This is a genomic window from Skermanella pratensis, from assembly GCF_008843145.1.
Lineage (GTDB): Bacteria > Pseudomonadota > Alphaproteobacteria > Azospirillales > Azospirillaceae > Skermanella > Skermanella pratensis.
Genome location: NZ_CP030265.1, coordinates 5,083,291 through 5,110,076, shown reverse-complemented (window position 1 = coordinate 5,110,076; position 26,786 = coordinate 5,083,291). Strand labels below are relative to the sequence as shown.

Below are 26,786 nucleotides of genomic sequence, written 5' to 3'. Positions count from 1 at the left end.
TCCCTGGGAAATCGTCGTTGTTCTTATTGTTTGTTTTGTTTGTAAGCGTAGCGGGGCTACTGAGTAAAGACGCGGCTGGCGCGGATGTCGGCCTCCTCGATGGTCTGCAGCATGTCGGCGTCGAGCACGCCGCCCCGGGCGAACAGCCGGTTGGCCTGGCGCAGGCGGGCGCGGTCCAGCGCGTTGCGGATCGAGCGGGCGTTGGCGAAGCGGGGCTGCTCCATGCGGCGCTCGATATAGTCGCGGAGCGCCGTGGCGGCCCCGCCGGACAGGCGGTAATGCATCGATCCGGCCATGGATTCCGCGATGTCGAACAGCTCGTCCGACCGGAAGTCCGGGAAATCCACGTGGTGGGCGATGCGCGACCCCATGCCCGGATTGCTGGAGAAGAAGGTATCCAGCCGGTCCTTGTAGCCGGCCAGGATGACCACCAGGTCGTCGCGGTGGTCCTCCATCACCTGGAGCAGGATCTCGATCGCCTCCTGCCCGTAGTCGCGCTCGTTCTCGGGCCGGTAGAGATAATAGGCCTCGTCGATGAACAGCACGCCGCCCATCGCCTTCTTCAGGGCCTCCTTGGTCTTGGGCGCGGTGTGGCCGATATACTGGCCGACCAGGTCGTCGCGGGTCACGGACACCACGTGGTCGCGGCGGATATATCCCAGGCGGTGCAGGATGCCCGCCATGCGCCGGGCCACCGTCGTCTTGCCCGTGCCGGGGTTGCCGGTGAAGCTCATGTGCAGCGACGGCGGGTCGGTCGCGAGGCCGAGCTGGCGGCGCGCCTGGTCGATCAGCAGCAGGGCCGCGATCTCGCGGATGCGGGCCTTGACCGGGACGAGGCCGACCAGTTCGCGGTCGAGCTGGTCCAGGATCTCGCCGATGTTCGATGCGGCGTAGAGCGCGTCGAGATCGACCGAAGTGGCGGGTGATGCCTGGGTGTCTGTTGCCAGCGCGGTCATGCCGCCCTCCGCGCCGCCGGTTCCAGGGCGTTCCGGATGTCGGCCAGCACCTGGGTGTAGGAGCCGTCGGCGCCGCGGGCACCGAAGATCGCCGAGCCGGCGACGAAGGTGTCGGCCCCGGCCTCCGCGACGGCGCGGATGTTGCCGGCCTTGATGCCGCCGTCCACCTCCAGCCAGATGTCACGTCCGCTCTCCGCCGCGTGGCAGTCGATCCGGCGGCGGATCCGGGCGATCTTGGCCAGGGCCTCGGGGATGAAGCTCTGGCCGCCGAAGCCGGGGTTGACCGACATGACCAGGATCAGGTCGAGCCGGTCCATCACATGGTCCAGGTACTGGAGCGGCGTGGCCGGGTTGAAGGCCAGTCCCGCCTTGCAGCCATGGTCCCGGATCAGCGCCAGGGTGCGGTCCACATGCTCCGACGCTTCCGGGTGGAACGAGATGATGTCGGCGCCCGCCTTGGCGAACATCGGCACCAGCGCGTCCACCGGCTTGACCATGAGGTGGACGTCGATCGGAGCGCGGGTGCGGGGCCGGATCGCTTCGCAGACGAGCGGCCCGATGGTCAGGTTGGGAACGTAGTGGTTGTCCATCACGTCGAAGTGGACGATATCGGCGCCCGCCGCGATGACGTTCTCGACCTCTTCGCCCAGCCGGGCGAAATCGGCCGACAGGATGCTGGGGGCGATCCGGAAGCCGCCGCTGCTCATGGTGTCACTCCCTCAATACCGCGCGCCCATGGGCTTCTCGGTCGCGTAGCTGCGGATGGTGTAGTTGACCTGGCGGCCGGGTCCCTCGGCGCGGACCAGCTCGAAACCCTTCTCGTCGGCCGGGCGGTCGATGATGAAGGACATGCGGATGCTCTCGAAGCCCTTGCCCGCGTCGAAGGCCAGCACCTTGACGTATTTGCCCTTGTTCGCCTTGCGGCAGGCGTTGACCTCCATCATCACGCCGGCGGCGTCGACGATGTCGAACATCGGGGTGCCCCACATGTCCCAATAGGTGTTGCGGGGGTGGGGATCGTCGGTGGATTCGATCGCGACGGCCCAGCCCTGGCCGAGCGCGTAGGTGATCTGCTGCTTGATCTCGTCGTCCGTCAGGTCCGGAAGGAACGAGAACTGACCCTGGGTCAGGCGCATGGGAATGGTCCTTCTTGAGTTCGCGGCGAGGAGGCGGGAGGGTGTCCCGTGGAACGGGTCCTGGTGGTCTTGATGAGGTCGGCCGAGCGGAGCTCCGTAGGTCGGCCTTCGCCCGTCAGGGCGAACGCCGACACATTGCATCCACTCTCCGGCCGCGCTGTCGGCGTCGGCCTTCGGCCGAGGCCGACCTACGGCGAACCGATCAGAACCACTGTGGCGGACCGCTAGAACGCGGGCGTCGGGGTCGGGACGTAGTCCACGCTGTCGGTCGAGGCGTAGTCGAACGTCACGTCCTTCCAGGTATCCAGCGCCGCGCGCAGCGGCTGGCACCATTTCGCCGCCCTGGCCAGGATCTCCGGCCCCTCGTTCCAGATGTCGCGCCCTTCGTTGCGGGCCTTGACGATGGTCTCCAGCGCCACGCGGTTGGCGATGGCCCCGGCCTGGATGCCGCCGGGGTGGCCGATCGTCCCGCCGCCGAACTGGAGCACCACGTCGTCGCCCAGATAGGTCAGGAGCTGGTGCATCTGCCCGGCATGGATGCCGCCGGACGCCACCGGCATCATCTTCTTCAGACTGGCCCAGGGCTGGTCGAACAGGATGCCGTGCTCCAGCCGCTTCGGCACATGGGTCTCGCGGCAGGTGTCGTAGATGCCGCGGATCACGCTGGGGTCGCCCTCCAGCTTGCCGACGACGGTGCCGGCGTGGATGTGGTCGACGCCGGCCATGCGCATCCACTTGGCGATCACCCGGAACGACACGCCGTGCGACTTCTGCCGGGTGTATGTCGAGTGCCCGGCGCGGTGCAGGTGCAGGATCATGTCGTTCCTGCGGGCCCACTTCGCCATGGACTGGATGGCGGTGTAGCCGATCACCAGGTCGATCATGATGATGACGCTGCCAAGCTCCTTCGCGAACTCCGCCCGCTCGTACATGTCCTCCATGGTGGCGGCGGTGACGTTCAGGTACGTGCCCTTGATCTCGCCGGTCTCTGCGATCGCTTTGTTGACCCCTTCCATGCAGTAGAGGAAGCGGTCGCGCCAGTGCATGAAGGGCTGGGAATTGATGTTCTCGTCGTCCTTGGTGAAGTCCAGGCCGCCCTTCAGCGCCTCGTAGACGACCCGGCCGTAGTTGCGGCCGGACAGGCCCAGCTTCGGCTTCATGGTGGCGCCCAGCAGGGGACGGCCGTAATTGTTCAGCCGCTCGCGCTCGGCGATGATGCCGGTCGCGGGTCCCTGGAAGGTCTTCAGGTAGGCGGTCGGGATGCGCATGTCCTCGAGACGCAGGCCCTTCAAGGGTTTGAAGCCGAAGACGTTGCCGATGATCGAGGCGGTCAAGTTGGCGATCGAGCCTTCCTCGAACAGATCGAGGTCGTAGGCGATGTAGGCCATGTACTGGTCGGGAGCACCCGGGATCGGATCGACCCGGTAGGCCTTGGCGCGGTAGTTCTCGCAGTCGGTCAGGCGGTCGGTCCAGACCACGGTCCAGGTCGCGGTGGAGGACTCGCCGGCGACGGCCGCGGCGGCTTCCTCCGGATCGACGCCGTCCTGGGGCGTGATCCGGAACGCGGCGAGGATGTCGGTATCCTTGACCTCGTAGTCGGGGTCCCAGTAACCCATCTGCTTGTACTTGAGGACACCCGGCTTGTAGCGGGCCTTCTTGTCGGTGATGACGCGATCCGCGACCACTTCCATTGTTCTTTTCCTCCCGCGTTCGACCTGGAGGTTTCCAGGCGTGCTGCGATTGACTTGGCCTTGACGGTAACAGCGGAAGACGTTAAGTAAAATTCAAATGTTTTGACCGTTTACCCTAGGGATCCCTTGTCAATGATGCGATATCGATGACCCTCCGGCATTCCACGATCCGCCAGCTCCAGGTCTTCGTGGAGGCGGCGCACTCGCTGTCCTTCGCCCGCGTGGCCGAGCGGCTCGGGCTGACCCCGGCGGCGGTGTCCTTCCAGATCAAGCAGATCGAGGGGCTTTGCGGCTTCGCCCTGTTCGAGCGGGTCGGCCGCCGGGTGGTGCTGACGGAGGCCGGCGCGGCCCTGCTGGAATACGCCTCGGTCGTGCTGAAGGCCTTGTCCGACGCCGACGAGCGGATGCGGGAGCTGAAGGGGTTGAGCGGCGGCCATGCCCGTATCGGACTGGTCAGCACCGCCAAGTACATCATGCCCCGGATGCTGTCGCGCTTTCAGGCCGAGTACCCGCGGATCGCCATCCATCTGCACGAGGGCAACCGCCGCGACATCATCGCGGCCCTGCTGTCGGGGGAGGTGGACATCGCGGTCATGGGCAAGCCGCCCGACGACGCCGACGTGGCGGCCGATCCTTTCGCGCCGCACCCGTCCGTCCTGATCGCCCCGCCGGGGCACAGGCTGGCGGGGCGGACGGACATCCCGCTGGACGGGCTGGCGGAGGAGCGCTTCATCGTCCGCGAGGAAGGGTCGGGCACCCGCGCGCTGATGGAGAATTTCTTCCGCGGCGCCGGCTTCACGCCCCATATCGCGCTGACGTCGAGCAGCAACGAGACGATCAAGCAGGCGGTCATGGCCGGGATGGGCGTGGCCCTGATCTCCCGCCATACCATCGTGCTGGAACTGCGCATGGGGCTGCTGACCGTCCTCCCGGTGCAGGGACTGCCGCTGATGAGGAACTGGTTCGTGGCCTGGCGGCGCCACATGCCCCTGCTGCCGGTCCATACCCAGCTCCGCCGCTTCCTGCTGGCCGAGGGAAAGTCCCTGATCGCCGGGATCGAGAGCGCCTACCAGGCCACGGAATGAGATGCTGGAAAGAACTTGCGGGACCGGGGCAATTTTCCGATCTTCTCAGAGTATTTACATAATACTATCTAAATAGGCAGCCTATCACTACAAAGAGGGGAAAAGTTGCGCTAGAATAGGTACCGGTTTCGAGTGTTCCTCACCTGGGGATCGCCGCCCCGGAGTTCGTTCATGTCGCTGCGCCTGAAGATTCTGTCGGTCATGGCCCTGATCGCCGCGCTGATGATCGCCGTCAGCTGGATCCTCCTGCAATCCCTCGTGATTCCCGGATTCGAGATGCTCGAGGCAGAGGAGGCCCGGCGCAACCTGCTTCGGGTCGAGCAGGCACTGGCGGCGGAGAACGAGGCGTTCGGCCGGAACACCAACGATTGGGCGAAGTGGGACGAGACCGCGGCCTTCGTGACCGGAGGGCTGCCCGAGTTTCCGGAGCGAAACGTCTCGGCGGCGGTGCTCCGGGACATGGGGGCCGATGTCCTGCTGATGGTGGCGACCGACAACAGCCTGGTCTACGGCACATCGCTCGACGGCGACCGGCTGACCGACGGCGTGCCCGCCGGGCTGACCCGCGGGATCCTTTCCCTGGCGCCTTCCGGCGATGCTTCCGCCGGATTCGACGGGATCGTCGTGAGCGACCGCGGGCCGATCATGATGGCGGCCCGCGCGATCCAGCCGACCGACCGGAGCGGCCCCGTCCTGGGCATGCTGGTGTTCGGGCGCATCATCGACGGGGAGACGGAGGCCGCCGTCCGCCGGCGGGTGCAGCTCGACGTGGAGTTCCTGCGCAGCGATCCGACGACCGGTGCCGCCTTCCCGGAGCGTGGCGGGCACGATCACCCGCCGCTGCTGGATCGCCGGGGCGACGTGCTGGTCGCCACCGGGATCATCGACGACATGCATGGCCATCACGCGATGCTGGCCCGGATGACCATGCCGCGCGACGCCGCCCTGGCCGCGGGGCGCACGGTCCAGCTCGCCATGGCCCTGCTGGTGGTCGCCTGCGGAGCCGCCCTGGTGATCCTCTGGCTGATGCTCAACCGCCTGATCATGGCGCCGGTGCTGTCCCTGACCGGCCATATCCTGTCGATCCGCACCACGGGCGATCTCGCCCGGCCCGGTCTGGTGGACCGCGGCGACGAGATCGGCGCGCTGGCCCGGGAGTTCGACGCCCTGCTGCGCCAGGTGGAAAGCCTGATCCAGGAGAGCGAGACGGCGCGCCGGTCGGCCGAGCAGGCGAGCCGGACCAAGACCCAGTTCCTGGCGTCCATGAGCCACGAGCTGCGCACCCCGCTGAACGCGATCATCGGCTTCTCCGAGATCATCCGGGACGCGATGTTCGGCGCCAACAGCGCCCGGTACCAGGACTACGCCGAGGACATCCACCGCAGCGGCCAGCACCTGCTGGCGCTGATCAACGACATCCTGGACTTCTCCAAGGCCGAGGCGGAGCGGGTCGAGCTGCACGAGGAGGCGGTAGACCTGCCCCGGGTCGTGGCGACCTGCCGGCACCTGGTCGAACCCATGGCCCGCGACGGCAACATCGACATCGCCACCCATTTCGCCGACAGGTCGGTCCGGCTGCTCTGGGCCGACGAGCTCCGGCTGCGCCAGATCATCCTCAACCTGCTGACCAACGCGATCAAGTTCACCGCGCCCGGCGGCGAGGTCCGCGTCCGGGTCGGCCGTCAGGCCGACGGCGGCGTCGAGATCCGGGTGGAGGACAACGGCATCGGCATGTCTCCGGAAGGCGTCGCCAAGGCGCTGGAGCCTTTCGGCCAGATCGAGAGCGCCCTGAGCCGGCGCCACAGCGGCACCGGACTGGGGCTGCCGCTGGCCGCCCACCTGGTGAAGGCCCATGGCGGCCGGCTGGTCATCGAAAGCTCGCTCGGCTGGGGCACGACGGTCAGGGTCGGGCTGCCGCCCGCGCGCCTGATGGACGACCGGCTGACCGCCTGATCCCGGCCGCTGCCGTCCCCGCGATCGTCACTGTCCTCGTCGTCCCCCCCGACCGGAAAGCCCCGGAACAGCAGCCAGGCCCGGCTGAGCCGGTCGAGCCGGAGCGGATCGCCGGCGAGCCGCTCGACCGCCACCCATCGGTTCCATTCCGGCGCGAGGCTCCAGCCCGGCACGCCGACATGGGCCTGCGGCACGCGGTAATGGAAGACGGGACGCGCGCCGATCTTCTCCCGCGGCAGCCGCTGCCGGACGCGGCCGGCATCGATGTGCAGCAGCAGCGGCAGCAGGTCCAGCCCGCGGTCGCGGGTCGGGTTGGCCGCGAGGTAGTCGTCCATGAAGCCGGCGAGGTCCGGCGCGTAGTCCGGATGCAGGACGCGCAGGACATACTCCTCGGGATAGGGCGGCGGCGTCGCGGCCCGCGTTCCCGGGAGGGTCCCGTGGGGTCCCGCCTGCGGCGAGCGCAGCCAGCGGTCGAGCAGCATGAAGGCGCGCAGATGGGCCACCAGGCAGCCGGCCTCCAGCCCGGGCACGTCGATGTTGAAGTGCAGGCCCAGCGATCCGAACTGGGGCGACCCAAATCCCGGCGACCCGAACCGGATGGCGCCGTTCCCGGTAGCGCCGGCGTCCCGCAGCACCGCGACGGCCTTGTCCACCTCGGGCAGGCGGTCCGGCGGCAAAGGTGCCGTGATCAGCTCGCGCGGGACGATGCCGCCGGCGATCCTGCCCAGCCAAGCGGCGCCGGCGGGACTCGGCCGGAGCCGCAGGGCGCCGGCATGGCGCTGGGGATGGGTGTGCCGGAGGTCCAGTTCGACCGCGAGATCGCCGATCCCGGTGCCGCGGATGGTGAAGGCGTGGGGGTCCTCCTCCAGCGGCAGTCCGCCCAGGCCGACGGCCAGGGTACGCGCCGCCTCGGCGACGCCGACGCCCATGAACTCGATCTCGACACCCACCTGCCGTACCGCGCCGCCCGCGGTGCGGGCGGCCGGCAAGGGTTCGAAGCGGGGCCGGAAAGCCGGATCCGGCATCAGTCCGTCGCGGCGCACTGGCGGCTCGCCTCCGCATGGCAGGCGACCAGCCGGCTGGTCAACTCGGCTTCCGGCACCGGGCAACCGGCCTGCTTCAGGTCGGCGCGCACCTTGCGCAGCACGTCCTCGTGCCCCGGCTCGTCGCGGTCGGCCTTGACGACGGAACGCGCATAGGTCTCCAGGTCGGTGCCGGTGAGGGACAGCCTGCGGCCCGCCCACAGGCCGAGCAGCAGGTTGCGCCGGGCGGTCACATAGCCGTCGGTCGCGTCGAACGGGCAGGGAGCGTCGAGCTCGGGGACGGTATGCTTGTGGTGGGAAGCGGGCATCGGCGGTCTCCTCGCGAGAAAGGGCTGACGGTGACCTGCAGCCTGCGGTTTCTGAGAAGGAACCATGGTCCGAACCCTCCAGATGCACGGCGTGCAGGTGGAGAGGTCCGACATCGCGGAGCTCGCTGGAGCCGCCGCCAGAGGGGCCCGGACCCCCAATGCCAGATTACGTGGGGGTGCCGGGGCGGCACTTCAATCCTCGGGCGGGCCGCTATCGCGGGGACATCCGTGCGACGACGATATCACCGCCTTGGCACAGGGCGACTGCATATCGAGGGATGTACTTCGCTCCCTGGAGCGGAACTATTGGCCGGCGCCCGGGTGTTCACCGGATGACCGCGCTCCACTCCGGTTCGCGGGCGGGCTGGAAAACCGGCCGACCGGCCGACCGGCCGTTCTTGGAAATTACAGAGAGTGATCGGGGAATGCCTGTCGTGACCGTCGTTCAGTGGCTCTTGTACCTCCTTCTTTCCCTCTCCCTCGTCATGCTGTTCGCCCTCAGCTGCAATCTGCTCAGCCTCTCCGTCGCCTTCCTGCGCTCCCGCCGGAGGGACCCGCGCAAAGGGGCCGGGAGCCCGCCCGCCATGTCCTTCGCGGACTATCCGAGGGTCCTGGTGCAGTTGCCCGCCTTCAACGAGGGCATGCTGATCGAACGGGCGATCCGCGCCGCTGATCTGGACTGGCCGCGCGACCGGCTCGCCATCCAGGTGCTGGACGACAGCACCGACGGTTCCGAGGAGATATCGAGGCGGTTCGCCGACGAACTGCGCCTCACCGGAGTGGACATCACGGTGATCCACCGGCGCGACCGCGCCGGGTTCAAGGCGGGCGCGCTGGCCAACGGGCTCGACCGCGACGACAGCCCCTTCGTCGCGATCTTCGACGCCGACTTCGTCCCGCCGGCCGATTTCCTGAAGCGCACCGTTCCCATCCTGGCGGCGGACCGCAACCTTGCTTTCGTGCAGGCCCGGTGGGAGCACCTGAACGCCGGCCAGAACCTGCTGACCCGCGCCCAGTCCGTGATGCTGGACGCCCATTTCGGGGTGGAGCAGTCGGTCCGCTCGGCGACCGGGCTGGTGCTGCCTTTCAACGGGACTTGCGGCGTCTGGCGGCGCGAGGCGATCGACGACGCCGGCGGCTGGACCGCCGACACGCTGACCGAGGACCTGGACCTCTCGGTGCGCGCCCATCTCGCCGGCTGGCGCGCCGCCTATGCGCCCGACGTGGCGGCCCCCGGCGAGCTGCCGACGACGCTGGCCGCCTGGCGGACCCAGCAGCACCGCTGGAACAAGGGCTTCGCCCAGGTCGCCCGCAAGCTGCTGCCGGCGGTCTGGCGCTCCCGCCTGCCCACCTTGTCCAAGCTGGCGCTGACGCTGGAGGTCGGGCAGTCGCTGTTCTGCCCGCTGGCGGCCCTGTGCCTGACCACCTCGCTGTCGCTGCTCTGGATGGAGGCCGGCCGGCAGCCGCTGGCGCTGTCGGTCCTGGGGCTGGTCGCGACCGCCATGGGCGTGTTCTCGGCGACCACCTTCGTCACCCTGGGCCAGGTGGCGCTGGGCCGGCGGCCCCTGAGCGCCGTCCCGCTGAGCGTGCTGGCGGCGATGACGCTGACCTCTGGCCTGATCCTGTCCAACTCGCGCGCGGTCTACGAGGCCGCCATGGGCCGGCAGTCGCCCTTCGTGCGCACGCCCAAGATCGGCGGCGGGCAGGGAATACTGGGAGTCCGCCCGGTGCCGGTGCCGGTGCCGGTGCGCCGGGCCGGCCCGACCGGCATTCCGGAGATCGTGCTGGGGAGCTGCCTGTTCTTCACGATGGTGCTGCACGAGGGCTGGTACTCGCCCCTGCTCGGCACGACCATCCTGGGGCTGGCCGTGGTCGGCGGCGCGCTGTTCAGGGAGCGCTGGCAGGTGCTTCGCGCGGTGATGCCGTAACCCGGCCCGAGCGTTCCGCCGGGATCGCCATGCAGGTCAGCACCAGCGAGAGCGGCCGGCCGGTCCGCAGGTCGGCCGGCTCCCGCAGGTCGGCCACCCGCCAGCCGCCGTCCCGCAGGTCCCCGATCCAGGTTTCGAGCGTCCGGAAATACCAGGGCATCGGGCTCCAGGCCTCGCCGCCGGGGCCGCCGGAGCCGCCGAACCCGGCGAAGCTCTCCTCGCGCCAGCCGTCGGCATAGGGACCTCCGCCGCAGGCGGTCCAGGGATGCACCGTCTGGATCACCAGCCCGCCGGCCGGCGCGCAGACCGCCAGGGCCCGGAGCAAGCCCGACAGATCCTCGTCCAGGAGCGAGAAATTGGCCGCGACGGCATCGAACGGTCCGCCGAGGCAACCGGGGTCGGCGACGATCGCGGCGTAATCGGCATGAAGATAGCGGCCGTCCGGATCGGCCTCGCGGGCCAGGCGGATCAGTTCGGCGCTGCCGTCGGCGCCGGTGACCCGGCAACCCGCCGCATCGCGCAGGCGGCGGGCGAGCCAGCCCTCGCCGCAGCCGAGGTCCAGGACATGCTCCAGGACGGCGGCGGGACGCAGGCGGGCGACGGCCTCGACGATGGCCGAGTCGGTTCCCGCCCGGCGGCTGGCGATCGCTCCCGACCGCACCGCCAAGGTCCACCGCCCGGCATTGTCGTGCCATGAATCCTGGATGTTCCGGTCCGTCGGCGAAGCCGCCATGCTCCCCTCCCGATTTCACGCGGTGATCCCGCCGAGCCTATCGTCATATACCCCCACGGTACAGGCCGCTCCGACACGGCTGGACAGGGTCAGTTTGTTCACGTATTGTTCTTTTTGTCGGGTGTCTTTTCAAAACTTATGGGGAGGCGAGGGCCATGACTGTGATGACGCTGTACTGGACGCCGCGGACGCGGTCGATGCGGGCGCTGTGGTTGCTGGAGGAGGCGGGCTGCGCCTATGAGCGGGTTCTGGTCGATCTTTCCACCGGGGCGCAGTTCGGTCCGGAATACCGCCGCGTCAATCCCATGGCCAAGGTCCCGGCGCTGATGGACGGGGACGCCGTCGTGGCCGAGTCGGCGGCGATCTGCGCCTATGTGGCCGACCGCTGCCCCGAAGCGGGCTTGGCGCCGCCGGTCGGCGACCCGGCGCGCGGCCGCTATCTCCAGTGGCTGTTCTTCTCCGCCGGTTGCGTGGACCCCGCCTTTTCCGAGCGGATGAACGGCTGGACGACCGACAGCGCCGCCACGGGATGGGGCAGTTTCGACCGCGTCTTCGCGGTCCTGGAGGAGGCCCTGGCCGATGCCGGGAATCGGGGCGGCTGGATCCTGGGCGACCGCTTCTCCGCCGCCGACGTTCTGCTCGGCATCGACCTGCATTACGGCATGGACATCATCGACATCGTGCCGCGCCGCCCCGCGTTCGAGACCTACGTCGCGCGCTGCCTGGATCGCCCGGCCTTCAAGCGGGCGCTCGCGATCGACGCGGCGGGGGCCTGACTGCCGGCCGTCCCCGGCGAACTTCCGAAGGGCTTGCGCAGCGGGTTCCTCAGAACTCCGCGTCAAGCTCCGGCAGTTCGTCGGGTTCCAGCCTGGCGGCCTCGAACCATTCGGCCATGTCGGGCAGTGACAGGATCGTCGAGCAATAATCCGCGCAGACCTTGTCCAGCTTGACGTCGTAGGTCTGGAAGCGGGTGGTCACCGGCGCGTACATCGCGTCGGCCATGGTCGGCGTGGCGCCGAACAGGTACGGGCCGCCGTATTTTCCCAGGCAGTCGCGCCAGATATCGGCGATCCGCTCGATATCCGCGAGCGCTCCCGCCCATACCTTGAAGCCGGGATAATGCCGCTTCAGGTTCATCGGCAGCGCCGAGCGCAGCCCGGCGAAGCCGGAATGCATTTCCCCGCAGATCGAGCGGCAGTGGGCGCGCGCGCCCGGCGCCTCGGGCAGCAGGCCCTTGCCGGCCGGCCTGATCTCGTTGAGGTACTCGCCGATCGCCAGCGTGTCCCAGACCGAGTTGCCGCCATGGATCAGGCAGGGCACCAGGATCGACGGGGAGAGCAGCAGGATCTCCGCCTTGGCCGAGGAGTCGTCGAGGGAAATGATCCGCTCCTCGAATTTCAGCCCCGCCATCCGAGCCAGGAGCCAGCCCCGAAGCGACCATGAGGAATAGTTCTTGCTGCTGATGACGAGGGTGGCTTCGGCCATGGCTGGAATCCCTTCTGGGCGGGGTGCCGTTCGATGCCCCAAGGATCGCGTGCGCGGCACTTCCAAGTCCAGAGGAAACGCTGTCGCTGAACCGGGGTTTTGCCTATCATTTCGGAAGGGCCGGGAAGTGTGGATCGTGACGATTATTTCTTCGGCGGACTGCCGAATTCTTGTGCAATCAAGTTTTCGGCAGGTGCTTCGTTTGTTTTGAAATCAAGCATTCCACTCAGCGGATCGGGTGAGCGCGTATGATTTACCAGATGTACCAGCACCATTCCGACATCCTTGATCCGCTGCGCTGGATGGCGAGGAGTTCAAGCGCCGTCTTCGGCCAGCCCTGGCCGGGGATCGGTACCGGCGGGATGGGGCGCCGGCTGTCGGCGGCGCTGGAGGTGATGGCCTGCATGGGCACCACCCACACCCGCCCCGATTTCGGCATCCGCTCGGTCGAGGTGGGCCACCGGGAGGTGGGCGTGACCGAGGAGGTGGTCCACCGCACCCCGTTCTGCTCGCTGGTCCGCTTCAGGAAGGACATCCAGGCGCAGGAGCCGCGGGTGCTGGTGGTGGCCCCCATGTCCGGGCACTTCGCGACCCTGCTGCGCGGCACCTGCCAGACCATGCTGGCCGAGCACGACGTCTACATCACCGACTGGCACAATGCCCGCGACGTGCCGCTGTCGGAAGGCCTGTTCGACTTCGACTCCTATGTCGACCACCTGATCGGCTTCTTCGAATTCCTGGGGCGCGACTGTCACGTGGTGGCGGTCTGCCAGCCCTCGGTCGCGGTGCTGGCGGCGGTCGCGGTGATGGCCCAGTCCGACAACCACTCCCAGCCGCGCAGCATGACGCTGATGGCCGGCCCGATCGACACCCGGGTCAGCCCGACCAAGGTCAACGAGCTCGCCATGAGCAAGCCGATCAAGTGGTTCGAGGAGAAGATGATCTCGACCGTGCCGCTGCGCCATGCCGGCGCCATGCGGCGGGTCTATCCCGGGTTCGTGCAACTCGCCGCCTTCATGCAGATGAACCTGGAGCGGCACGTCAAGGCGTTCCGCGACATGTACGAGCATCTGGTCGCCGGGGAGGAGGAGAAGGCGCGCGCAATCCGCACCTTCTACGACGAGTACCTGGCCGTGATGGACCTGCCGGCCGAGTTCTTCCTGCAGACGGTCCGGCTGATCTTCCAGGAGCACGCGCTGCCGCTGGGCCGGCTTGAATGGCACGGCCAACGGGTCGATCCCGCCGCGATCCGCCGCACCGCCCTGTTCACCGTCGAGGGCGAGAACGACGACATCTGCTCGGTCGGCCAGACGCTGGCGGCCCAGGACCTGTGCACCGGCCTGCGCCCGCACCTGAAGCACCACCACCTCCAGGCCGGGGCCGGCCATTACGGCGTGTTCAACGGCCGGCGCTGGTCGGGGCAGGTCTATCCCATGCTGCGCATGATCATCCAGGCCAACGACTGAGGGTCCCCGGCCAGGGGTCCCCGGCCAAGGGTGCCCGACCGGGCGCCGGGGCCGCCGGTCTTCCCCGGCGGCGAGTCAAACCTCGCCAATCCACCCTCCTTGCGCTACATAAGGCGCAACATCGACGGGAGGCCGTTGCGGTGGCGTCCCGTCGCACCCTGATCCACGTGAATATGGTCGGAGAGACGCATGGCGTCCTATCAATACGTCTTTGTCATGAAGGGGCTGACCAAGATCTACCCCGGCGGCAAGAAGGTGCTGGATAACGTCTGGCTGTCTTTCTACCCCGGGGCCAAGATCGGCGTGCTGGGCGCGAACGGCGCCGGCAAGTCCACGCTGATGAAGATCATGGCCGGCATGGACAAGGACTTCAACGGCGAGGCCTGGACCGCGGAAGGGGCCACCGTCGGCTACCTGTCGCAGGAGCCGCAGCTGAACGAGTCCAAGACCGTGCAGGAGAACGTCATGGAGGCCCTGGCGGGCACCAAGGCGCTGCTCGACCGGTTCGAGGAAGTCAGCATGAAGCTCGGCGAGGTCGAGGACCCCGACGAGATGACCGCGCTGATCGACGAGCAGGCCGAACTGCAGGAGAAGATCGAGGCGGCGGACGCCTGGGACCTGCAGCGCACGGTCGAGATCGCGATGGACGCGCTGCGCTGCCCGCCGCCCGACAGCGAGGTCACCAAGCTTTCCGGCGGCGAGCGCCGGCGCGTGGCGCTGTGCAAGCTGCTTCTCCAGAAGCCCGACCTGCTGCTGCTCGACGAGCCGACCAACCATCTCGACGCCGAGTCCGTCGCCTGGCTGGAGAAGTTCCTGGAGGACTACAAGGGCACGGTCGTCCTGGTCACCCACGACCGCTACTTCCTCGACAACGTGACCGGCTGGATCCTGGAGCTGGACCGCGGCCAGGGCATCCCCTACGAGGGCAACTACTCCGCCTGGCTGGAGCAGAAGCAGAAACGGCTGGAGCAGGAGTCCAAGACCGAGGTCAACCGCCAGAAGACCCTGGCGCGCGAGCTGGAGTGGATCCGGCAGTCGCCCAAGGCCCGCCAGACCAAGAGCAAGGCGCGTATCTCCGCCTACGAGACGATGCTGGCGGAGAGCGGCAAGGCCCAGGGCACCGACGCCCAGATCATCATCCCGACCCCGCCCCGGCTGGGCGGCGTGGTGATCGACGCCGAGAACATCGCCAAGGGCTTCGGCGACCGGCTGCTGTTCGAGAACCTGAGCTTCCGCCTGCCGCCGGGCGGCATCGTCGGCGTGATCGGCCCCAACGGCGCCGGCAAGACCACGCTGTTCCGCCTGATCACCGGGCAGGACCAGCCCGACGACGGCACCTTCAAGGTCGGCGACACCGTCAAGCTGGGCTATGTGGACCAGAGCCGCGACACGCTGGCCCCGAACAAGACGGTGTGGGAGGAGGTCTCCGACGGCCTGGACGTGATCGAGCTGGGCAAGCGCTCGATGCCGAGCCGCGCCTATGTCGCCGCCTTCAACTTCAAGGGCAGCGACCAGCAGAAGAAGGTCGGCCAGCTTTCCGGCGGCGAGCGCAACCGCGTCCACCTGGCGAAGATGCTGAAGTCCGGCGCCAATGTCCTGCTGCTCGACGAACCGACCAACGACCTGGACGTCGATACCTTGCGGGCGCTGGAAGACGCGCTGGAAGGCTTCCCCGGCTGCGCCGTGGTGATCAGCCACGATCGCTGGTTCCTGGACCGCATCGCGACCCACATCCTGGCCTTCGAGGGCGAGAGCCACGTCGAATGGTTCGAGGGCAACTACCAGGACTACGAGGCGGACCGCAAGCGCCGCCTGGGCCACGAGGCCGACCAGCCGCACCGCATCAAGTACAAGCCGCTGGTGCGGGCGTAACCGGGACGCATCGGCGGGGCGCCGTTCCGGACGACGGAGCGGCGCCCCGCCGATGATCCATAAGGCATTGACCGGCGGAGATCTCCGCCTTCGCATGAACCTTGGACCCGATCCGGAGTTGTAAGGAGACCGCCAGCCAGATCGGGTTCTCGACATGACTTCGCGCAGACCGCTTTTGCCTCCCGACGCAGCGGACTGGTCGGACGAGGAGTTTCCCCGTTTCAGGCAGCCCGTGGGTGCCGCCGCCCGGACGCCGCCATCGCCACCCGTGCGCAAGGCTCCGACGCCGCGCCGGAGCGGGCGCTTCCTGCTGGGCTTCCTGGCGGGTTTCCTGCTGGCGGGCGTCGGCCTGGGGTTCGCGACCTATGTGCTGATCGTCGACGTCCTCCGTCCCGCCCGCCCGGCCTCGCCCACGGCGGTCGTGATCGAACCGGAGGTCCTGGGCGCGCCGCTGCCCCTGGGCGAGGAGGATGCCGTCACGCCGCCACCGCCGGCATCCCCGCCGGCCCCGGCCGAGGAAGCTCAGCCGCCCGGACCGGCGGCACCGACGCCGCTGAGCGGCGCGCGCCTGTTCGTGCACCATTACGCGACCCCGCCGCTCGCGACGGTCGCGACCGACGTGGTCGGGGCCTTGCGGTCCGACGGGCTGACTGTCGTCGATACGCGGACGGTCCGGGGCAGCATCTCCGCCGGCAACGTGCGCTACTTCTTTCCGCAGGACCGGGACGCGGCGGCGAGCCTCGCCGAGCGGCTGAGCGGCCTCTATGGCGAGCGGTTCGGAAGCCGGGAGTTCCGGGTCATCGACTTCACCCACTACGATCCCAAGCCGCGGGAGCGCACGATCGAGATCTGGCTGCCCGGCTGACCGCGTCCGGGGTTACCGCTGCGGGACATCGGTGATCGCCACGTGGCCGGGATGGGCCGCCACGCGGTTCAGCCACGCCAGCACCGCGGGATACCGGTCCAGGTCGAAGCTGCCTTCATGGGCGACATGGGTATAGGCGTAGAGCGCGATGTCGGCGATGGTATAGGTGCCGGCGGCGAAGAACCGGTTCAGCGCCAGATGGGCTTCCATCACGTCGAGCGACGCGTAGCCGGCGATCCGCTTCTGGACCACGGATTCCTCGCGCCAGGGCGTCATCTCGACGCCGTGGGTCAGCCAGAAGCGGACGGTCGCGATGTTCGGCTCGTGGCTGTACTGCTCGAAGAACATCCACTGCAGCACCTGGGCATGGGCGAACCGGCCGGCCGGCAGGTACTCCGTGCCGTCCGCCAGATAGTGCAGGATCGCATTCGATTCCGGCAGCAGCCGGCCGTCGTCCAACTCCAGCAGGGGAATGCGGCCGTTCGGGTTCTTCGCCAGGAACTCCGGCGTGCGGGTCTCGGCCTTGTCGATGTCGAGCCGGACGTACTCGTAATCCTGCCCGAGCAGGGCAAGCATCAGCCTCGCCTTGTACCCGTTGCCCGAACAGGGGTCGTCATAGAGCCGCATGGTGCCTCAGGATGCTGCGGGCGATTGAACGTGCCCGCCGATGATAACCGATGGCCGCGAATTCCCAGTATGCCGCGAGCGCATGCTGTCGGGAGCGGGGTGCGGCGCGTTACCCTGGAGACTGGTGGTCTGACCCCGATATCCAGGCTCCGGCCGACAGCGACCCATTGGAACCACTATGCAAGACCACCGGACCCTCCGGACACCGCGAACAGGTACCCAGCCCATGACGATGCCGCCAAACCTTCACGAAGACGAGCCGTTCACCGACCCGCTGCTCGCGCCGGAGCAGCCTTCCGCCTTCCAGCGGGCGATCCGGTACCGCCTGGCGGAATGGAAGCCCGACGAGGCGGTCCTGGTGCTGGACCTGCTGCCGCTCCACCTGAACCGCGGCGGCGTCGTCCATGGCGGCGTGCTCGCCACCCTGATCGACACCGTCGGCGGCTTCGCCGGCACCTTCTGCACCGTTCCGGGCAACAAGCGCGGCACGGTCACGCTGTCGCTGACCACCAGCTTCATGGGGCAGGCCAGCAGCGGCACGCTGCGCGCGGTCGGCCGCCGGCGCGGCGGCGGCCGCAAGATCTTCATGGCGAGCTGCGAAGTCTTCGACGCGGAGGGCAACCTGATCGCCATGGGCGAGGGCACCTACCGCTACCGCAGCGGCAGCGAGGACCCGGAGGGCGTGCCGATCGAGTGACCGGCACGCACGACCCGCTCCCTACCCCCGCATCTCGCGCAGCAGCTTCGCCGCCTCGATCGCCGAGTAGGTCAGGATCGCGTCGGCGCCGGCGCGCTTGAAGGCAAGCAGGGTTTCCATCACGACCTTGTCGTTGTCCAGCCAGCTGTTGGCCGTGGCGGCCTTCAGCATCGCGTATTCGCCGCTGACCTGGTAGACGAAGGTCGGAACGGAAAAGGTCTGCTTCACGCGGGACACGATGTCCAGGTAGGGCATGCCGGGCTTGACCATGACCATGTCGGCGCCTTCCTGGAGGTCGAGCGCCACCTCCCGAACGGCTTCGTCGCTGTTGGCCGGGTCCATCTGGTAGGTGCGCTTGTCGCCCTTGAGCAGCCCGCCGGAGTTCAGCGCGTCGCGGAACGGGCCGTAGAAGGCCGAGGCGTACTTGGCGGCGTACGAGCAGATGCGGACGAGCTGGTGGTTGCGCGCGTCAAGCGCGTCGCGGATGGCGCCGATCCTGCCGTCCATCATGTCCGACGGCGCCAGGATGTCGATGCCCGCGTCGGCCTGGGCCAGCGCCTGGGCGACCAGCACCTCCACCGTCTCGTCGTTCAGGATCAAGCCGTCGCGCACCAGCCCGTCATGGCCGTGGCTGGTATAGGGGTCGAGCGCCACGTCGCCAATCAGGCCCAGTTCCGGGAACTGCCTCTTGAGCGTGCGGATCGTGCGGCACATCAGGTTGTCGGGATTGGCGGCCTCGGCGCCGTCCGGCGTCTTCAGCTCGTTTGGCGTGACCGGGAACAGGGCCACCGCCGGGATTCCCAGTTCCACCGCCTGCGCCACGTGGCCGACCAGCAGGTCCAGCGACAGGCGCTCCACGCCGGGCATCGAGGCGACCGGCTCGCGCCGGTTCTCGCCGTCCACGGAGAACACGGGCAGGATCAGGTCGTCGGTGCTCAGCCGGTTCTCGGCGACCAGCCGACGGGTCCAGGCATCCGCGCGGTTGCGGCGCGGCCTCATGCGCAGGCTGAGCTGGCGGGCTGCGGCGGCTTCGGTCTGCGGCAGTTCGGCGGGCCGGGGCGGCTGCCGGTTGAACATCTTGGTGAACATCGGACCTGGAACTCGGGCTTGGAACGGGGACTCGGGGCAGGGGCCTGGAACGCCTGCGGGGCGACCGCCGGCTCCGGCGGAGACTGTACGCCGTTCAGGACACCGGGCTCAATCCCGGATCTTGCGCCTGAAGCTCCCAGCGGTGTCCCCGCTTCACATATTGGCTCTTCAGCCCCGGCGTGAAACGGGCACCTTCCCAGGATCGTACCAGGAAAGTCACCCTGGCGTTCTCGCCGTTGCCCTCGATGGTGATGAAGTTGTACGCGTTGGGTTCGTTCCGCAGCCGGGTCGACGTCGCGGTCGAGGCCTGGGCCACCAGGATCGAGCGCGCGATCTTGGTGTGGTGGCTCATGATGTCGCCGCTGTACGCCCGGTGAAGGTGCCCGGCCAGCATCAGGTCGACGCCGGCCTCCTCCAGTCGGCGCAGGGCCTCGCGGGCGCGGCCGACCAGCCTCGTTTCCGGCGCGTCGGGCGGCGGCAGGAACGGGTGGTGGGTGAAGAAGATCTTGAACCGCTCCGGGCCCGCGGCGTGGAGCACCTCCTGCATGCGCTTCATCTGGGTGCGGTTGATCCGGCCCTCGGCGAAATCCAGGATCCAGGACCGGACCGTGTTGATGCCGACCACCGCCAGCTCGTCGTCCTGGTGGATCGGGCACAGATCCTCGCTGATGTAGCGCTTGTAGTTGCGGTAAGGGTCGGTGAACCGTCCGAGGATGTTGAAGTTGGGTATGTCGTGGTTGCCCGGGATCACCATGTAGGGCATCGACAGCCGGTCCAGGAAGGCGCGCGCCTCGCGGAATTGGCTCCGCCGCGCCCGCTGGGTCAGGTCGCCGCTGATGATCGCCAGCGACGGCTTCTGCTCGGCCAGGTCCTCGGCCAGGGCCTCGACCACCCTGGGATCGATGCGGCCGAAATGCAGGTCGGAGATGTGGGCGACGGTGCGCATGGTGGAACTCCGGCCCTGTCTCAGGCGCTCTCCTTCCGAGCGATCTCGGCCCGCGTGATCTCGGCCCGCGTGATGTCGGCCTGTTCGGCAAAGCGCTCCGCGGGGGTCGCCGCATGGACATCCGCCTCTTCCGCCGGGACCAGCATCCTAAGCCCGCCGGCCAGCATTCGGTAGTGCAGGGGCGCCTCCATGCGGTGGACCTCGCCGTCGTTGGCGACCTTGAGGGTCCGTCGGCGACTCTTCACGGTGAATTCGGTCATGTGCATCACCTCCAGCTCGGCGTCGCGCTGCCACGTGCCGAGCACCAGCGCCACCATCATCCGCGCCATCCGCAGCGGCTGGCGGTGCTTGGCGACATAGAGCGCCAGTTCGCCGGTATCCAGCCGGGAGCGCTTGAGGAAGGAGCCGAAACCCTCGTCATAGGGGTTGTTGGCGACCGCGAGGATCGGCGTGGTGATCCGCCGGGTGCCCTTGTCGGTCTCCAGCCGGACGCGCAGCAGCGGATAGCGCTTCAGCGCCTTGCACATGGCGATCGCCATGGCCGGCCATTTGCTGAGTCCGCGCTCCTCGCGGACCTCCTCGCGCTCCTGCACCATCATCGGATAGAGGCCGAGGACGGAGTGGTTGAGGAAGACGGTGCCGTTGACGTCGCCGATATCCATCGGCTTGATCCGGCCGTGCGCCAGCAGCGGCACCGCCTCGGCGATGTCGAGGGGAATGCCCAGATCCTTGGCGTAGAGGTTGAGCGTGCCGAGCGGCAGGATGCCCAGCGCCTTGTCGGTACCCATCAGCTTGCCGGCCGCGGTGGCCACGGTGCCGTCGCCGCCGCCGACCACGACCACCTCGGCGTCCGACGCCACGGCCCGGTCGATCGCCGCGACGATCTCCGGCCCGGACGCCGCCGTGACCGTGGCGGTGTGCCCGGCCTCCTCGAACAGACGCTTCACCTCGCTGACCGAGTCTTCGATCGGCTGGCCCACCAGGGATCCGGCGGCGCCGTTGAGGACGACGGAGACTTTCATATGACGGGTTCCACTTCGGAACGGCTTGAAAAGGGAATTCATCCACGCACCTGGGGTCAACACGGGTGCCGCTCCGGTGTTCCAGGGGGCCCGGCGCGCCGCGCATTCCCGCCCCGCGCGCCGCCGGAGCGCGCCTCGATTGACAGCCACCCCGCCGGCTTTATCATCCGGACCGAACAAACGGGTTATCCGGATAAACGGGAGGGAGCAATACCGTCATGAATTTCGACCTGACCGAGGATCAGCGCGCGTTCCAGGAAACCGCCCGCGGCTTCGCCGCCGAGCACATGGCGCCCCATGCCGCCGAGTGGGACGAGCACCAGATCTTCCCGACGGAAACCCTGCGCCGTGCCGCCGAACTGGGCTTCGCCGGGATATATTGCCGCGAGGAGTTCGGCGGGTCGGGACTGTCGCGCCTGGATGCCGCCGTCATCTTCGAGGAGCTGGCGGCCGGCTGCGTATCGACCTCGGCCTATATCTCGATCCACAACATGGCCTCCTGGATGATCGACAGCTACGGCGACGAGTCCCAGCGCGCCCGCTGGCTTCCGAAGCTCGCCACCATGGAGCATTTCGCCAGCTACTGCCTGACCGAGCCCGGCGCCGGGTCCGACGCCGGGTCGCTCAAGACGCGGGCCGAGTGCCGCGGCGACCATTACGTGCTGAACGGGACGAAGGCCTTCATCTCCGGCGGCGGCGTGTCCGACGTCTATGTCGCCATGGTCCGTACCGGCGAGCCCGGCCCCAAGGGGATCTCCTGCGTCGTGGTCGAGAAGGGGACGCCGGGGCTCTCGTTCGGCAAGAAGGAGAAGAAGCTGGGCTGGAACAGCCAGCCGACCGCGGCGGTGATCTTCGAGGACTGCCGCGTTCCGGTCGCCAACCGGCTGGGGGCGGAGGGCGAAGGCTTCAGGATCGCCATGAAGGGGCTGGACGGCGGCCGGCTCAACATTTCCGCCTGCTCGCTGGGGGGCGCCCGCGCCTGCCTGGAGCTGGCGCGCGACCACATGAACGTCCGCACCCAGTTCGGCCGCAAGCTGGCCGATTTCCAGGCGCTCCAGTTCCGCCTGGCCGACATGGCGACCGACCTGGAGGCCGCCCGGCTGATGGTCCATCGCGGTGCCGCGAAGTTGGATGACGGGGACTCCGAAGCCCCGCTATATTGTGCGATGGCGAAACGCTTCGCCACCGATGCCGGCTTCAGGATTTGCAACGAAGCCTTGCAGCTTCACGGCGGCTACGGCTACATCAAGGAGTATCCGGTGGAGCGCTATATGCGCGACGTCCGCGTGCATCAGATCCTGGAAGGCACCAACGAAATCATGCGCCTGATCATCGCCCGCCGCCTGCTCTCGGCCTGAACTCCTTCCCTGATCGGCTCCCGGCCTTCCGCCGGTCCATCCGATCAGGCGCCTGCCAACGACCAAGAACGGACGCCATGACCGATACAGCGAATTCCCCATCCGGAGCCGGGAGCACTTCGGAGAACGGACCGGACTCCAGCCATGAGATCACCTTCGGGCGGCGGGGCGCCGTCGCCGTCGTGACGCTCGACAGGCCCAAGGCGCTGAACGCGCTGACCCTGGGCATGATCCGCGAATTCGACCCCAGTCTCGCCGCCTGGGCCGCGGACCCCGCCGTCAAGGCGGTCGTGGTCCGGGGGGCCGGCGACCGCGCCTTCTGCGCCGGCGGCGACGTACTCGCCGTGGCGGATGCCGGCCGGGCGCTCAAGGAAGGGCGCGAGGGCGGCGATCTCGCCCGCGATTTCTTCCGCGAGGAGTATGTCCTCAACCGCCGTATCCACACCCTGCCCAAGCCCTACGTGGCGCTGCTCGACGGCATCGCCATGGGCGGGGGCGTCGGGATTTCCGTGCCGGGATCGCACCGGGTGGTGACCGAGAGGACCCTGTTCGCCATGCCGGAGACCGGCATCGGCCTGTTCCCCGACGTCGGCGGAAGCTGGTACCTGCCGCGCTGCCCGGGCGAGATCGGGACCTATCTGGCGCTGACCGGCGCCCGGCTGCACGCCGCCGACACGCTCTATGCCGGCCTCGCCACCCATTACCTGCCGAGCGCCGCGCTGGGCGACCTGATCGACTCGCTGGCCGCCGCCGACTGGTCGGGCGACGGCCGGGCGGTGGTGGACGATGCCCTGGCCTCCGTCGCCGCCGGATCGGCCGGGGAGCCGCCGCTGGCTGCCCATCGCGAGGCCATAGACCGCTGCTTCAGCTTTGATTCGGTTGAAGAGATTTGGGCCGCCTTGGAAAAGGACGGAACAGATTGGGCGGTGTCCACGTTGAAAAATTTGAGCCAGATGTCTCCGACAAGCCTCAAGGTCACCTTGCGGCAGGTCAGGCTTGGGAAGAACCTGTCATTCGATGATGCGATGATCATGGAGTACAGGATGAGTCAGGCATTCATCCGGGGGGATGATTTCTACGAAGGCATCCGCGCCCTGCTGGTCGACAAGGACCGTTCGCCCAAGTGGCGCCCGGCCAGCCTGGGCGAGGTCGGCACCGCCGACGTGGAACGTCACTTCGCGCCGCTCGGCGACCGCGACCTCAGCTTCGCTGAATGACATGAAGCGCCTGGATCATATGACAAGACGGTCATGACAAGACGGGGAGGCATCTGAAATGGCGACGGTAGCGTTCATCGGCCTGGGCAACATGGGATTGCCGATGGCCCTCAATCTCGTGAAGGCGGGGCACGAGGTGGTCGGGTTCGATGTGTCCGCGTCCAACCTGGAGGGCCTGACGGGGGCCGGCGGCACGGGCGCCGCCAGTGCCGGCGAGGCCGCGGCCAAGGCCGACGTCGTCGTCACCATGCTGCCCGCGGGCCAGCATGTCCGGCAGGTCTACACCGGCGAGGGCGGGGTGATCGCCTCGGCCAAGCCGGGGGCGCTGCTGATCGACTGCTCGACGATCGACGTGGACAGCGCGCGGGCGGTCGCGGATGCGGCGACCGGGGCGGGGTTCGCCATGCTCGACGCGCCGGTGTCGGGCGGCGTGGGCGGGGCCGCGGCCGGCACCCTGACCTTCATGGTCGGCGGGCCGGACGACGCCTTCGCCAGGGCCGAGCCGCTCCTGTCGCGGATGGGCAAGGCGGTGATCCATGCGGGCGGCCCCGGAACGGGCCAAGCCGCCAAGATCTGCAACAACATGGTCCTGGGAATCTCGATGATCGCCGTGGGCGAAGCTTTCGTCCTCGCCGAAAAGCTTGGCTTGGACCACCAAAAATTGTTTGATATCAGTTCCAAATCATCCGGACAGTGCTGGTCACTGACCACGTACTGCCCGGTGCCCGGACCAGTACCCACCTCGCCTGCCAATCGGGACTATCAACCCGGTTTCACGGCGGAAATGATGCTGAAGGATCTCAAGCTTGCGCAGCAGGCTGCCAATAATTCCGGAGCGGCGACGCCTTTGGGAGCCGAAGCGGCGGCGCTCTATACGGTGTTCGCCAATAACGGCAACGGCAAACTGGATTTTTCCGCGATTATCAAGATGCTTCGCGGAGCTTGTTGAGCTAACGTATTACTTGAAAGGCTACGGAGTCCTTGGCCTCAAGGAACTTCGGAACCGGGAGAATGGAGAACGCCGTGCGACAGCCCTACTATGACAGCATCCTCTTGATCGAGCGTCTGCATCGACACTTTCTGGAAGTGCTGAAGACCGAACTGGATCGTTTGGGAATCCAGGACATCAACAACGTCCAGAGCCTGATTCTCTACAACATCGGTGATGACGAGCTGACCGTCGGCGAACTGACCGCGAGGGGCTATTACCTGGGCTCCAACGTGTCATACAACGTGAAGAAGATGGTCGAGAACGGCTATCTGGGCCAGGAGCGCTCGCCTCACGACCGCCGGTCGGTCCGGGTCCGCCTGTCCGACAAGGGCCTCGATCTTCGCGACAAGATCAGCAACATGTTCGAGCGCCAGATCAAGGCGCTGGACAAGGCCGGCCTCAACGACGAGGAGCTGATCAAGGCGAACGAGACCATGCGCAAGCTGGAGCGTTTCTGGTCCTCGTCGCTGGATTACAGCGGCTATCCGGTCACGTCGGCTGCCTGACGCGGGCTGCCCGGTTCGCACGTCGTCCGGCCGGGCCGCCCGATGGGCGGCCCGGCACGTCGACGTGGCGTTTCTCCAGCAATGATCGGCTCGCCGCGGGTCGGCGCCGGCCTTTGGCCGGCGCCGACCCGCGGTCCCGTCACGCCTCTCAGCTGAAGGCCTGGATGCCGGTCTGGGCGCGGCCCAGGATGAGGGCGTGGATGTCGTGTGTGCCCTCGTAGGTGTTGACCGCCTCCAGGTTCATGACGTGGCGGATCACGTGGTACTCGTCCGAGATGCCGTTGCCGCCCAGCATGTCGCGGGCGACCCGGGCGATGTCGAGCGCCTTGCCGCAGTTGTTGCGCTTCATCAGGCTGATCGCCTCCGGCGGGGCGCGGTGCCCGTCCTTCAGCCGGCCCAGCCGCAGCGCGGCGTGCAGGCCGAGCGTGATCTCGGTCTGCATGTCGGCCAGCTTCTTCTGGATCAGCTGGTTGGCCGCCAGCGGCCGGCCGAACATCTTGCGCTCCAGCACGTAGTCGCGCGCCTGGTGCCAGCAGAACTCCGCCGCCCCCATGGCGCCCCAGGATATGCCGTAGCGCGCGTTGTTCAGGCAGCCGAACGGCCCCTTCAGCCCCTTGACGTTGGGCAGCAGGTTCTCCTCCGGCACGAACACCTCGTCCATCGCGATGCCGCCGGTGATCGAGGCGCGCAGGCTGAACTTGCCCTCGATCTTGGGCGCGCTCAGCCCCTTCATGCCCTTCTCCAGCACGAAGCCGCGGATCTCGCCGGCATCGTCCTTGGCCCACACCACGAACACGTCGGCGATCGGCGAGTTGGTGATCCACTGCTTGGAGCCACTGACCGAGTAGCCGCCCTCGACCTTGCGCGCCCGCGTCTTCATGGAGCCCGGATCCGACCCGGCGTCCGGCTCGGTCAGGCCGAAGCAGCCCACCCATTCGCCGCTGGCCAGCTTGGGCAGGTACTTCAGGCGCTGCTCCTCGGTGCCGTAGGCGTGGATCGGGTGCATGACCAGCGAGGACTGGACCGACATGGCGGAGCGGTAGCCCGAGTCCACCCGCTCGACCTCGCGGGCGATCAGGCCGTAGCTGACATAGCCGACCCCGGCGCAGCCGTAGCCGTCGATGGTCGGCCCGAGCAGGCCCAGCTCGCCCATCTCGGTCATGATCTCGCGGTGGAAATGCTCGTGCCGGTTCGCCTCAAGCACGCGCGTCATCAGCTTGTCCTGGCAATAGCCCCGCGCGCTGTCGCGGATCATCCGCTCCTCTTCCGAAAGCTCGTCCTCCAGCAGCAAGGGGTCTTCCCACTGGAAGCGGGCGGCCTGCGCCGGCTTTGCGGTTTCCTCGCCTTTTGCCGCATCGGTTGCTGCGACGATCGGGTTTGCGGTCATTCTTGAGTCTCCGAGTCGAACTCCGGGCGCCCGGGAAAGGGGGCCCGGCATTGGGGGAATTTACCGAATCGAAACGCTTGCGGCACTATCCACCTCGACTGACGCAGTCGATTAGCCGATATGGACAAGGGGAGATGGTGATGGCCAAGGCGCCCGAGCGCGAGGTCCTGTTGGAGTTCAAGCGCGTCGGCATGTACATGAAGGCGATCGCCATGGATCCGGAAACGCTGACCGAGGTCACCGTAGTCGGCCCCCTGAACCACAGCCGCGAAATGCTCCGGCGCACCGCCGTGGCCAAGCTGGAATACGTGCTGGCGAAGAAGCCGGGGAGTCCGGCGCGATGACACCCTTCCGGCCTGCGTCACGACGACACGGATCGGTACACCAAGAGGTGGCGAAATAAAAACGGACAGGCAGCCGGACGT

General features: G+C 67.9%; 25 protein-coding genes and 1 pseudogene. 13 read left to right on the top strand and 13 right to left on the bottom strand.

The genetic code is table 11. From position 1 onward, the window contains the following. Positions 1–56: 56 nt before the first annotated feature. The 4 genes from cbbX to DPR14_RS23490 all read right to left on the bottom strand — a co-directional run bounded on the left by cbbX (position 57) and on the right by DPR14_RS23490 (position 3,783). Positions 57–956, bottom strand: a complete 900-nt coding sequence (cbbX, locus tag DPR14_RS23505) for a CbbX protein (RefSeq protein ID WP_158047308.1) — start codon at positions 954–956, stop codon at positions 57–59. Further along, positions 953–1,663, bottom strand: coding sequence for a ribulose-phosphate 3-epimerase (gene rpe / locus DPR14_RS23500; protein WP_158047307.1), 711 nt, complete (start codon positions 1,661–1,663; stop codon positions 953–955). Before rpe ends, cbbX begins: the two co-directional genes overlap by 4 nt. Before the next feature lie 12 nt (positions 1,664–1,675). After that, positions 1,676–2,092 carry a ribulose bisphosphate carboxylase small subunit gene (locus tag DPR14_RS23495; protein WP_158047306.1) on the bottom strand — a complete coding sequence of 139 codons (417 nt, stop codon included), beginning with the start codon at positions 2,090–2,092 and terminating at the stop codon, positions 1,676–1,678. A 224-nt stretch (positions 2,093–2,316) separates the two neighbouring features. Continuing rightward, complete coding sequence (locus tag DPR14_RS23490; RefSeq protein WP_158047305.1) at positions 2,317–3,783, bottom strand: ribulose-bisphosphate carboxylase large subunit; 1,467 nt, start codon at positions 3,781–3,783, stop codon at positions 2,317–2,319. A 146-nt stretch (positions 3,784–3,929) separates the two neighbouring features. On the opposite strand from DPR14_RS23490, the gene DPR14_RS23485 reads away from it, so the two are divergent. Then, entirely contained in the window at positions 3,930–4,868 is a 939-nt protein-coding gene (locus DPR14_RS23485) for a LysR family transcriptional regulator (RefSeq protein WP_158047304.1), read from the top strand. A 171-nt stretch (positions 4,869–5,039) separates the two neighbouring features. Then, positions 5,040–6,821: a sensor histidine kinase gene (locus tag DPR14_RS23480; RefSeq protein ID WP_158047303.1), complete on the top strand. Its 1,782-nt coding sequence runs from the start codon at positions 5,040–5,042 to the stop codon at positions 6,819–6,821. Between the two features lie 191 nt (positions 6,822–7,012). Here DPR14_RS23480 and DPR14_RS28465 read toward each other — a convergent pair. Together DPR14_RS28465 and DPR14_RS23470 are read right to left on the bottom strand one after the other, a co-directional pair. Beyond that, a pseudogene (locus tag DPR14_RS28465) lies at positions 7,013–7,750 on the bottom strand (amidoligase family protein); the annotation flags it as partial. A gap of 95 nt (positions 7,751–7,845) precedes the next feature. Continuing rightward, on the bottom strand, positions 7,846–8,172 hold the full coding sequence (locus DPR14_RS23470) for a DUF1476 domain-containing protein (protein ID WP_158047302.1): 327 nt from the start codon (positions 8,170–8,172) through the stop codon (positions 7,846–7,848). A gap of 434 nt (positions 8,173–8,606) precedes the next feature. Here DPR14_RS23470 and DPR14_RS23465 point away from each other — a divergent pair, with 434 nt between their 5' ends. Next, positions 8,607–10,100 carry a glycosyltransferase gene (locus tag DPR14_RS23465; protein ID WP_192499128.1) on the top strand — a complete coding sequence of 498 codons (1,494 nt, stop codon included), beginning with the start codon at positions 8,607–8,609 and terminating at the stop codon, positions 10,098–10,100. On the opposite strand, the gene DPR14_RS23460 is transcribed toward DPR14_RS23465, so the two are convergent. Then, positions 10,060–10,833, bottom strand: a complete 774-nt coding sequence (locus tag DPR14_RS23460; RefSeq protein ID WP_158047300.1) for a class I SAM-dependent methyltransferase — start codon at positions 10,831–10,833, stop codon at positions 10,060–10,062. The genes DPR14_RS23465 and DPR14_RS23460 overlap by 41 nt on opposite strands. Before the next feature lie 155 nt (positions 10,834–10,988). On the opposite strand from DPR14_RS23460, the gene DPR14_RS23455 reads away from it, so the two are divergent. Further along, positions 10,989–11,609 carry a glutathione S-transferase family protein gene (locus DPR14_RS23455; protein ID WP_246148538.1) on the top strand — a complete coding sequence of 207 codons (621 nt, stop codon included), beginning with the start codon at positions 10,989–10,991 and terminating at the stop codon, positions 11,607–11,609. 49 nt (positions 11,610–11,658) lie between these two features. On the opposite strand, the gene DPR14_RS23450 is transcribed toward DPR14_RS23455, so the two are convergent. Further along, positions 11,659–12,318 (bottom strand): glutathione S-transferase family protein, encoded by a 660-nt coding sequence (locus DPR14_RS23450; RefSeq protein ID WP_158047299.1) that lies wholly within the window; start codon positions 12,316–12,318, stop codon positions 11,659–11,661. A gap of 248 nt (positions 12,319–12,566) precedes the next feature. Between DPR14_RS23450 and DPR14_RS23445 the strand changes: the two genes are divergently transcribed. From DPR14_RS23445 to DPR14_RS23435, 3 genes are all read left to right on the top strand, one after another. Beyond that, positions 12,567–13,784, top strand: coding sequence for a polyhydroxyalkanoate depolymerase (locus DPR14_RS23445; protein ID WP_158047298.1), 1,218 nt, complete (start codon positions 12,567–12,569; stop codon positions 13,782–13,784). A 189-nt stretch (positions 13,785–13,973) separates the two neighbouring features. After that, positions 13,974–15,656, top strand: a complete 1,683-nt coding sequence (gene ettA, locus DPR14_RS23440) for an energy-dependent translational throttle protein EttA (RefSeq protein WP_158047297.1) — start codon at positions 13,974–13,976, stop codon at positions 15,654–15,656. Between the two features lie 154 nt (positions 15,657–15,810). Next, positions 15,811–16,521, top strand: coding sequence for a hypothetical protein (locus DPR14_RS23435; protein WP_158047296.1), 711 nt, complete (start codon positions 15,811–15,813; stop codon positions 16,519–16,521). 12 nt (positions 16,522–16,533) lie between these two features. On the opposite strand, the gene DPR14_RS23430 is transcribed toward DPR14_RS23435, so the two are convergent. Then, the gene (locus tag DPR14_RS23430) at positions 16,534–17,148 is read right to left on the bottom strand and encodes a glutathione S-transferase family protein (protein WP_158047295.1); all 615 of its coding nucleotides are present in this window, start codon (positions 17,146–17,148) and stop codon (positions 16,534–16,536) included. Positions 17,149–17,374: 226 nt separating this feature from the next. Here DPR14_RS23430 and DPR14_RS23425 point away from each other — a divergent pair, with 226 nt between their 5' ends. Continuing rightward, complete coding sequence (locus tag DPR14_RS23425; protein ID WP_246148536.1) at positions 17,375–17,845, top strand: PaaI family thioesterase; 471 nt, start codon at positions 17,375–17,377, stop codon at positions 17,843–17,845. Positions 17,846–17,866: 21 nt separating this feature from the next. On the opposite strand, the gene hemB is transcribed toward DPR14_RS23425, so the two are convergent. The 3 genes from hemB to DPR14_RS23410 form a co-directional block, all read right to left on the bottom strand. Continuing rightward, positions 17,867–18,844 (bottom strand): porphobilinogen synthase, encoded by a 978-nt coding sequence (gene hemB / locus DPR14_RS23420; RefSeq protein WP_246149409.1) that lies wholly within the window; start codon positions 18,842–18,844, stop codon positions 17,867–17,869. Positions 18,845–19,028: 184 nt separating this feature from the next. Beyond that, positions 19,029–19,880, bottom strand: coding sequence for a metallophosphoesterase family protein (locus DPR14_RS23415; protein ID WP_158047294.1), 852 nt, complete (start codon positions 19,878–19,880; stop codon positions 19,029–19,031). Between the two features lie 20 nt (positions 19,881–19,900). Beyond that, positions 19,901–20,902: a diacylglycerol/lipid kinase family protein gene (locus DPR14_RS23410; protein ID WP_246148533.1), complete on the bottom strand. Its 1,002-nt coding sequence runs from the start codon at positions 20,900–20,902 to the stop codon at positions 19,901–19,903. A 218-nt stretch (positions 20,903–21,120) separates the two neighbouring features. Between DPR14_RS23410 and DPR14_RS23405 the strand changes: the two genes are divergently transcribed. The 4 genes from DPR14_RS23405 to DPR14_RS23390 all read left to right on the top strand — a co-directional run bounded on the left by DPR14_RS23405 (position 21,121) and on the right by DPR14_RS23390 (position 24,974). Further along, positions 21,121–22,260 (top strand): isobutyryl-CoA dehydrogenase, encoded by a 1,140-nt coding sequence (locus DPR14_RS23405; RefSeq protein ID WP_158047292.1) that lies wholly within the window; start codon positions 21,121–21,123, stop codon positions 22,258–22,260. A 77-nt stretch (positions 22,261–22,337) separates the two neighbouring features. After that, positions 22,338–23,477 (top strand): enoyl-CoA hydratase/isomerase family protein, encoded by a 1,140-nt coding sequence (locus DPR14_RS23400; RefSeq protein ID WP_158047291.1) that lies wholly within the window; start codon positions 22,338–22,340, stop codon positions 23,475–23,477. 58 nt (positions 23,478–23,535) lie between these two features. After that, on the top strand, positions 23,536–24,426 hold the full coding sequence (gene mmsB, locus DPR14_RS23395) for a 3-hydroxyisobutyrate dehydrogenase (protein WP_158047290.1): 891 nt from the start codon (positions 23,536–23,538) through the stop codon (positions 24,424–24,426). Positions 24,427–24,500: 74 nt separating this feature from the next. Continuing rightward, on the top strand, positions 24,501–24,974 hold the full coding sequence (locus tag DPR14_RS23390) for a MarR family winged helix-turn-helix transcriptional regulator (protein WP_158047289.1): 474 nt from the start codon (positions 24,501–24,503) through the stop codon (positions 24,972–24,974). 148 nt (positions 24,975–25,122) lie between these two features. Here the strand turns inward: DPR14_RS23390 and DPR14_RS23385 are convergent, their stop codons facing one another. Beyond that, positions 25,123–26,361, bottom strand: coding sequence for an acyl-CoA dehydrogenase (locus DPR14_RS23385; protein ID WP_158047288.1), 1,239 nt, complete (start codon positions 26,359–26,361; stop codon positions 25,123–25,125). 140 nt (positions 26,362–26,501) lie between these two features. On the opposite strand from DPR14_RS23385, the gene DPR14_RS23380 reads away from it, so the two are divergent. Beyond that, positions 26,502–26,705, top strand: a complete 204-nt coding sequence (locus tag DPR14_RS23380; protein WP_246148530.1) for a DUF6898 family protein — start codon at positions 26,502–26,504, stop codon at positions 26,703–26,705. Positions 26,706–26,786: the final 81 nt, after the last annotated feature.

What these genes read in the sequence shown, in the direction of transcription:
- DPR14_RS23385 (WP_158047288.1), bottom strand. Translation starts at nt 26,361, where the DNA reads ATGACCGCAAACCCGATCGTCGCAGCAACCGATGCGGCAAAAGGCGAG.
- mmsB (WP_158047290.1), top strand. Translation starts at nt 23,536, where the DNA reads ATGGCGACGGTAGCGTTCATCGGCCTGGGCAACATGGGATTGCCGATG.
- DPR14_RS23490 (WP_158047305.1), bottom strand. Translation starts at nt 3,783, where the DNA reads ATGGAAGTGGTCGCGGATCGCGTCATCACCGACAAGAAGGCCCGCTAC.
- DPR14_RS23430 (WP_158047295.1), bottom strand. Translation starts at nt 17,148, where the DNA reads ATGCGGCTCTATGACGACCCCTGTTCGGGCAACGGGTACAAGGCGAGG.
- DPR14_RS23380 (WP_246148530.1), top strand. Translation starts at nt 26,502, where the DNA reads ATGGCCAAGGCGCCCGAGCGCGAGGTCCTGTTGGAGTTCAAGCGCGTC.
- DPR14_RS23425 (WP_246148536.1), top strand. Translation starts at nt 17,375, where the DNA reads ATGACGATGCCGCCAAACCTTCACGAAGACGAGCCGTTCACCGACCCG.
- DPR14_RS23485 (WP_158047304.1), top strand. Translation starts at nt 3,930, where the DNA reads ATGACCCTCCGGCATTCCACGATCCGCCAGCTCCAGGTCTTCGTGGAG.
- DPR14_RS23445 (WP_158047298.1), top strand. Translation starts at nt 12,567, where the DNA reads ATGATTTACCAGATGTACCAGCACCATTCCGACATCCTTGATCCGCTG.
- DPR14_RS23410 (WP_246148533.1), bottom strand. Translation starts at nt 20,902, where the DNA reads ATGAAAGTCTCCGTCGTCCTCAACGGCGCCGCCGGATCCCTGGTGGGC.
- DPR14_RS23405 (WP_158047292.1), top strand. Translation starts at nt 21,121, where the DNA reads ATGAATTTCGACCTGACCGAGGATCAGCGCGCGTTCCAGGAAACCGCC.
- DPR14_RS23455 (WP_246148538.1), top strand. Translation starts at nt 10,989, where the DNA reads ATGACTGTGATGACGCTGTACTGGACGCCGCGGACGCGGTCGATGCGG.
- ettA (WP_158047297.1), top strand. Translation starts at nt 13,974, where the DNA reads ATGGCGTCCTATCAATACGTCTTTGTCATGAAGGGGCTGACCAAGATC.
- DPR14_RS23470 (WP_158047302.1), bottom strand. Translation starts at nt 8,172, where the DNA reads ATGCCCGCTTCCCACCACAAGCATACCGTCCCCGAGCTCGACGCTCCC.
- DPR14_RS23435 (WP_158047296.1), top strand. Translation starts at nt 15,811, where the DNA reads ATGACTTCGCGCAGACCGCTTTTGCCTCCCGACGCAGCGGACTGGTCG.
- DPR14_RS23450 (WP_158047299.1), bottom strand. Translation starts at nt 12,318, where the DNA reads ATGGCCGAAGCCACCCTCGTCATCAGCAGCAAGAACTATTCCTCATGG.
- DPR14_RS23480 (WP_158047303.1), top strand. Translation starts at nt 5,040, where the DNA reads ATGTCGCTGCGCCTGAAGATTCTGTCGGTCATGGCCCTGATCGCCGCG.
- DPR14_RS23495 (WP_158047306.1), bottom strand. Translation starts at nt 2,092, where the DNA reads ATGCGCCTGACCCAGGGTCAGTTCTCGTTCCTTCCGGACCTGACGGAC.
- DPR14_RS23400 (WP_158047291.1), top strand. Translation starts at nt 22,338, where the DNA reads ATGACCGATACAGCGAATTCCCCATCCGGAGCCGGGAGCACTTCGGAG.
- DPR14_RS23415 (WP_158047294.1), bottom strand. Translation starts at nt 19,880, where the DNA reads ATGCGCACCGTCGCCCACATCTCCGACCTGCATTTCGGCCGCATCGAT.
- DPR14_RS23460 (WP_158047300.1), bottom strand. Translation starts at nt 10,833, where the DNA reads ATGGCGGCTTCGCCGACGGACCGGAACATCCAGGATTCATGGCACGAC.
- rpe (WP_158047307.1), bottom strand. Translation starts at nt 1,663, where the DNA reads ATGAGCAGCGGCGGCTTCCGGATCGCCCCCAGCATCCTGTCGGCCGAT.
- hemB (WP_246149409.1), bottom strand. Translation starts at nt 18,844, where the DNA reads ATGAGGCCGCGCCGCAACCGCGCGGATGCCTGGACCCGTCGGCTGGTC.
- cbbX (WP_158047308.1), bottom strand. Translation starts at nt 956, where the DNA reads ATGACCGCGCTGGCAACAGACACCCAGGCATCACCCGCCACTTCGGTC.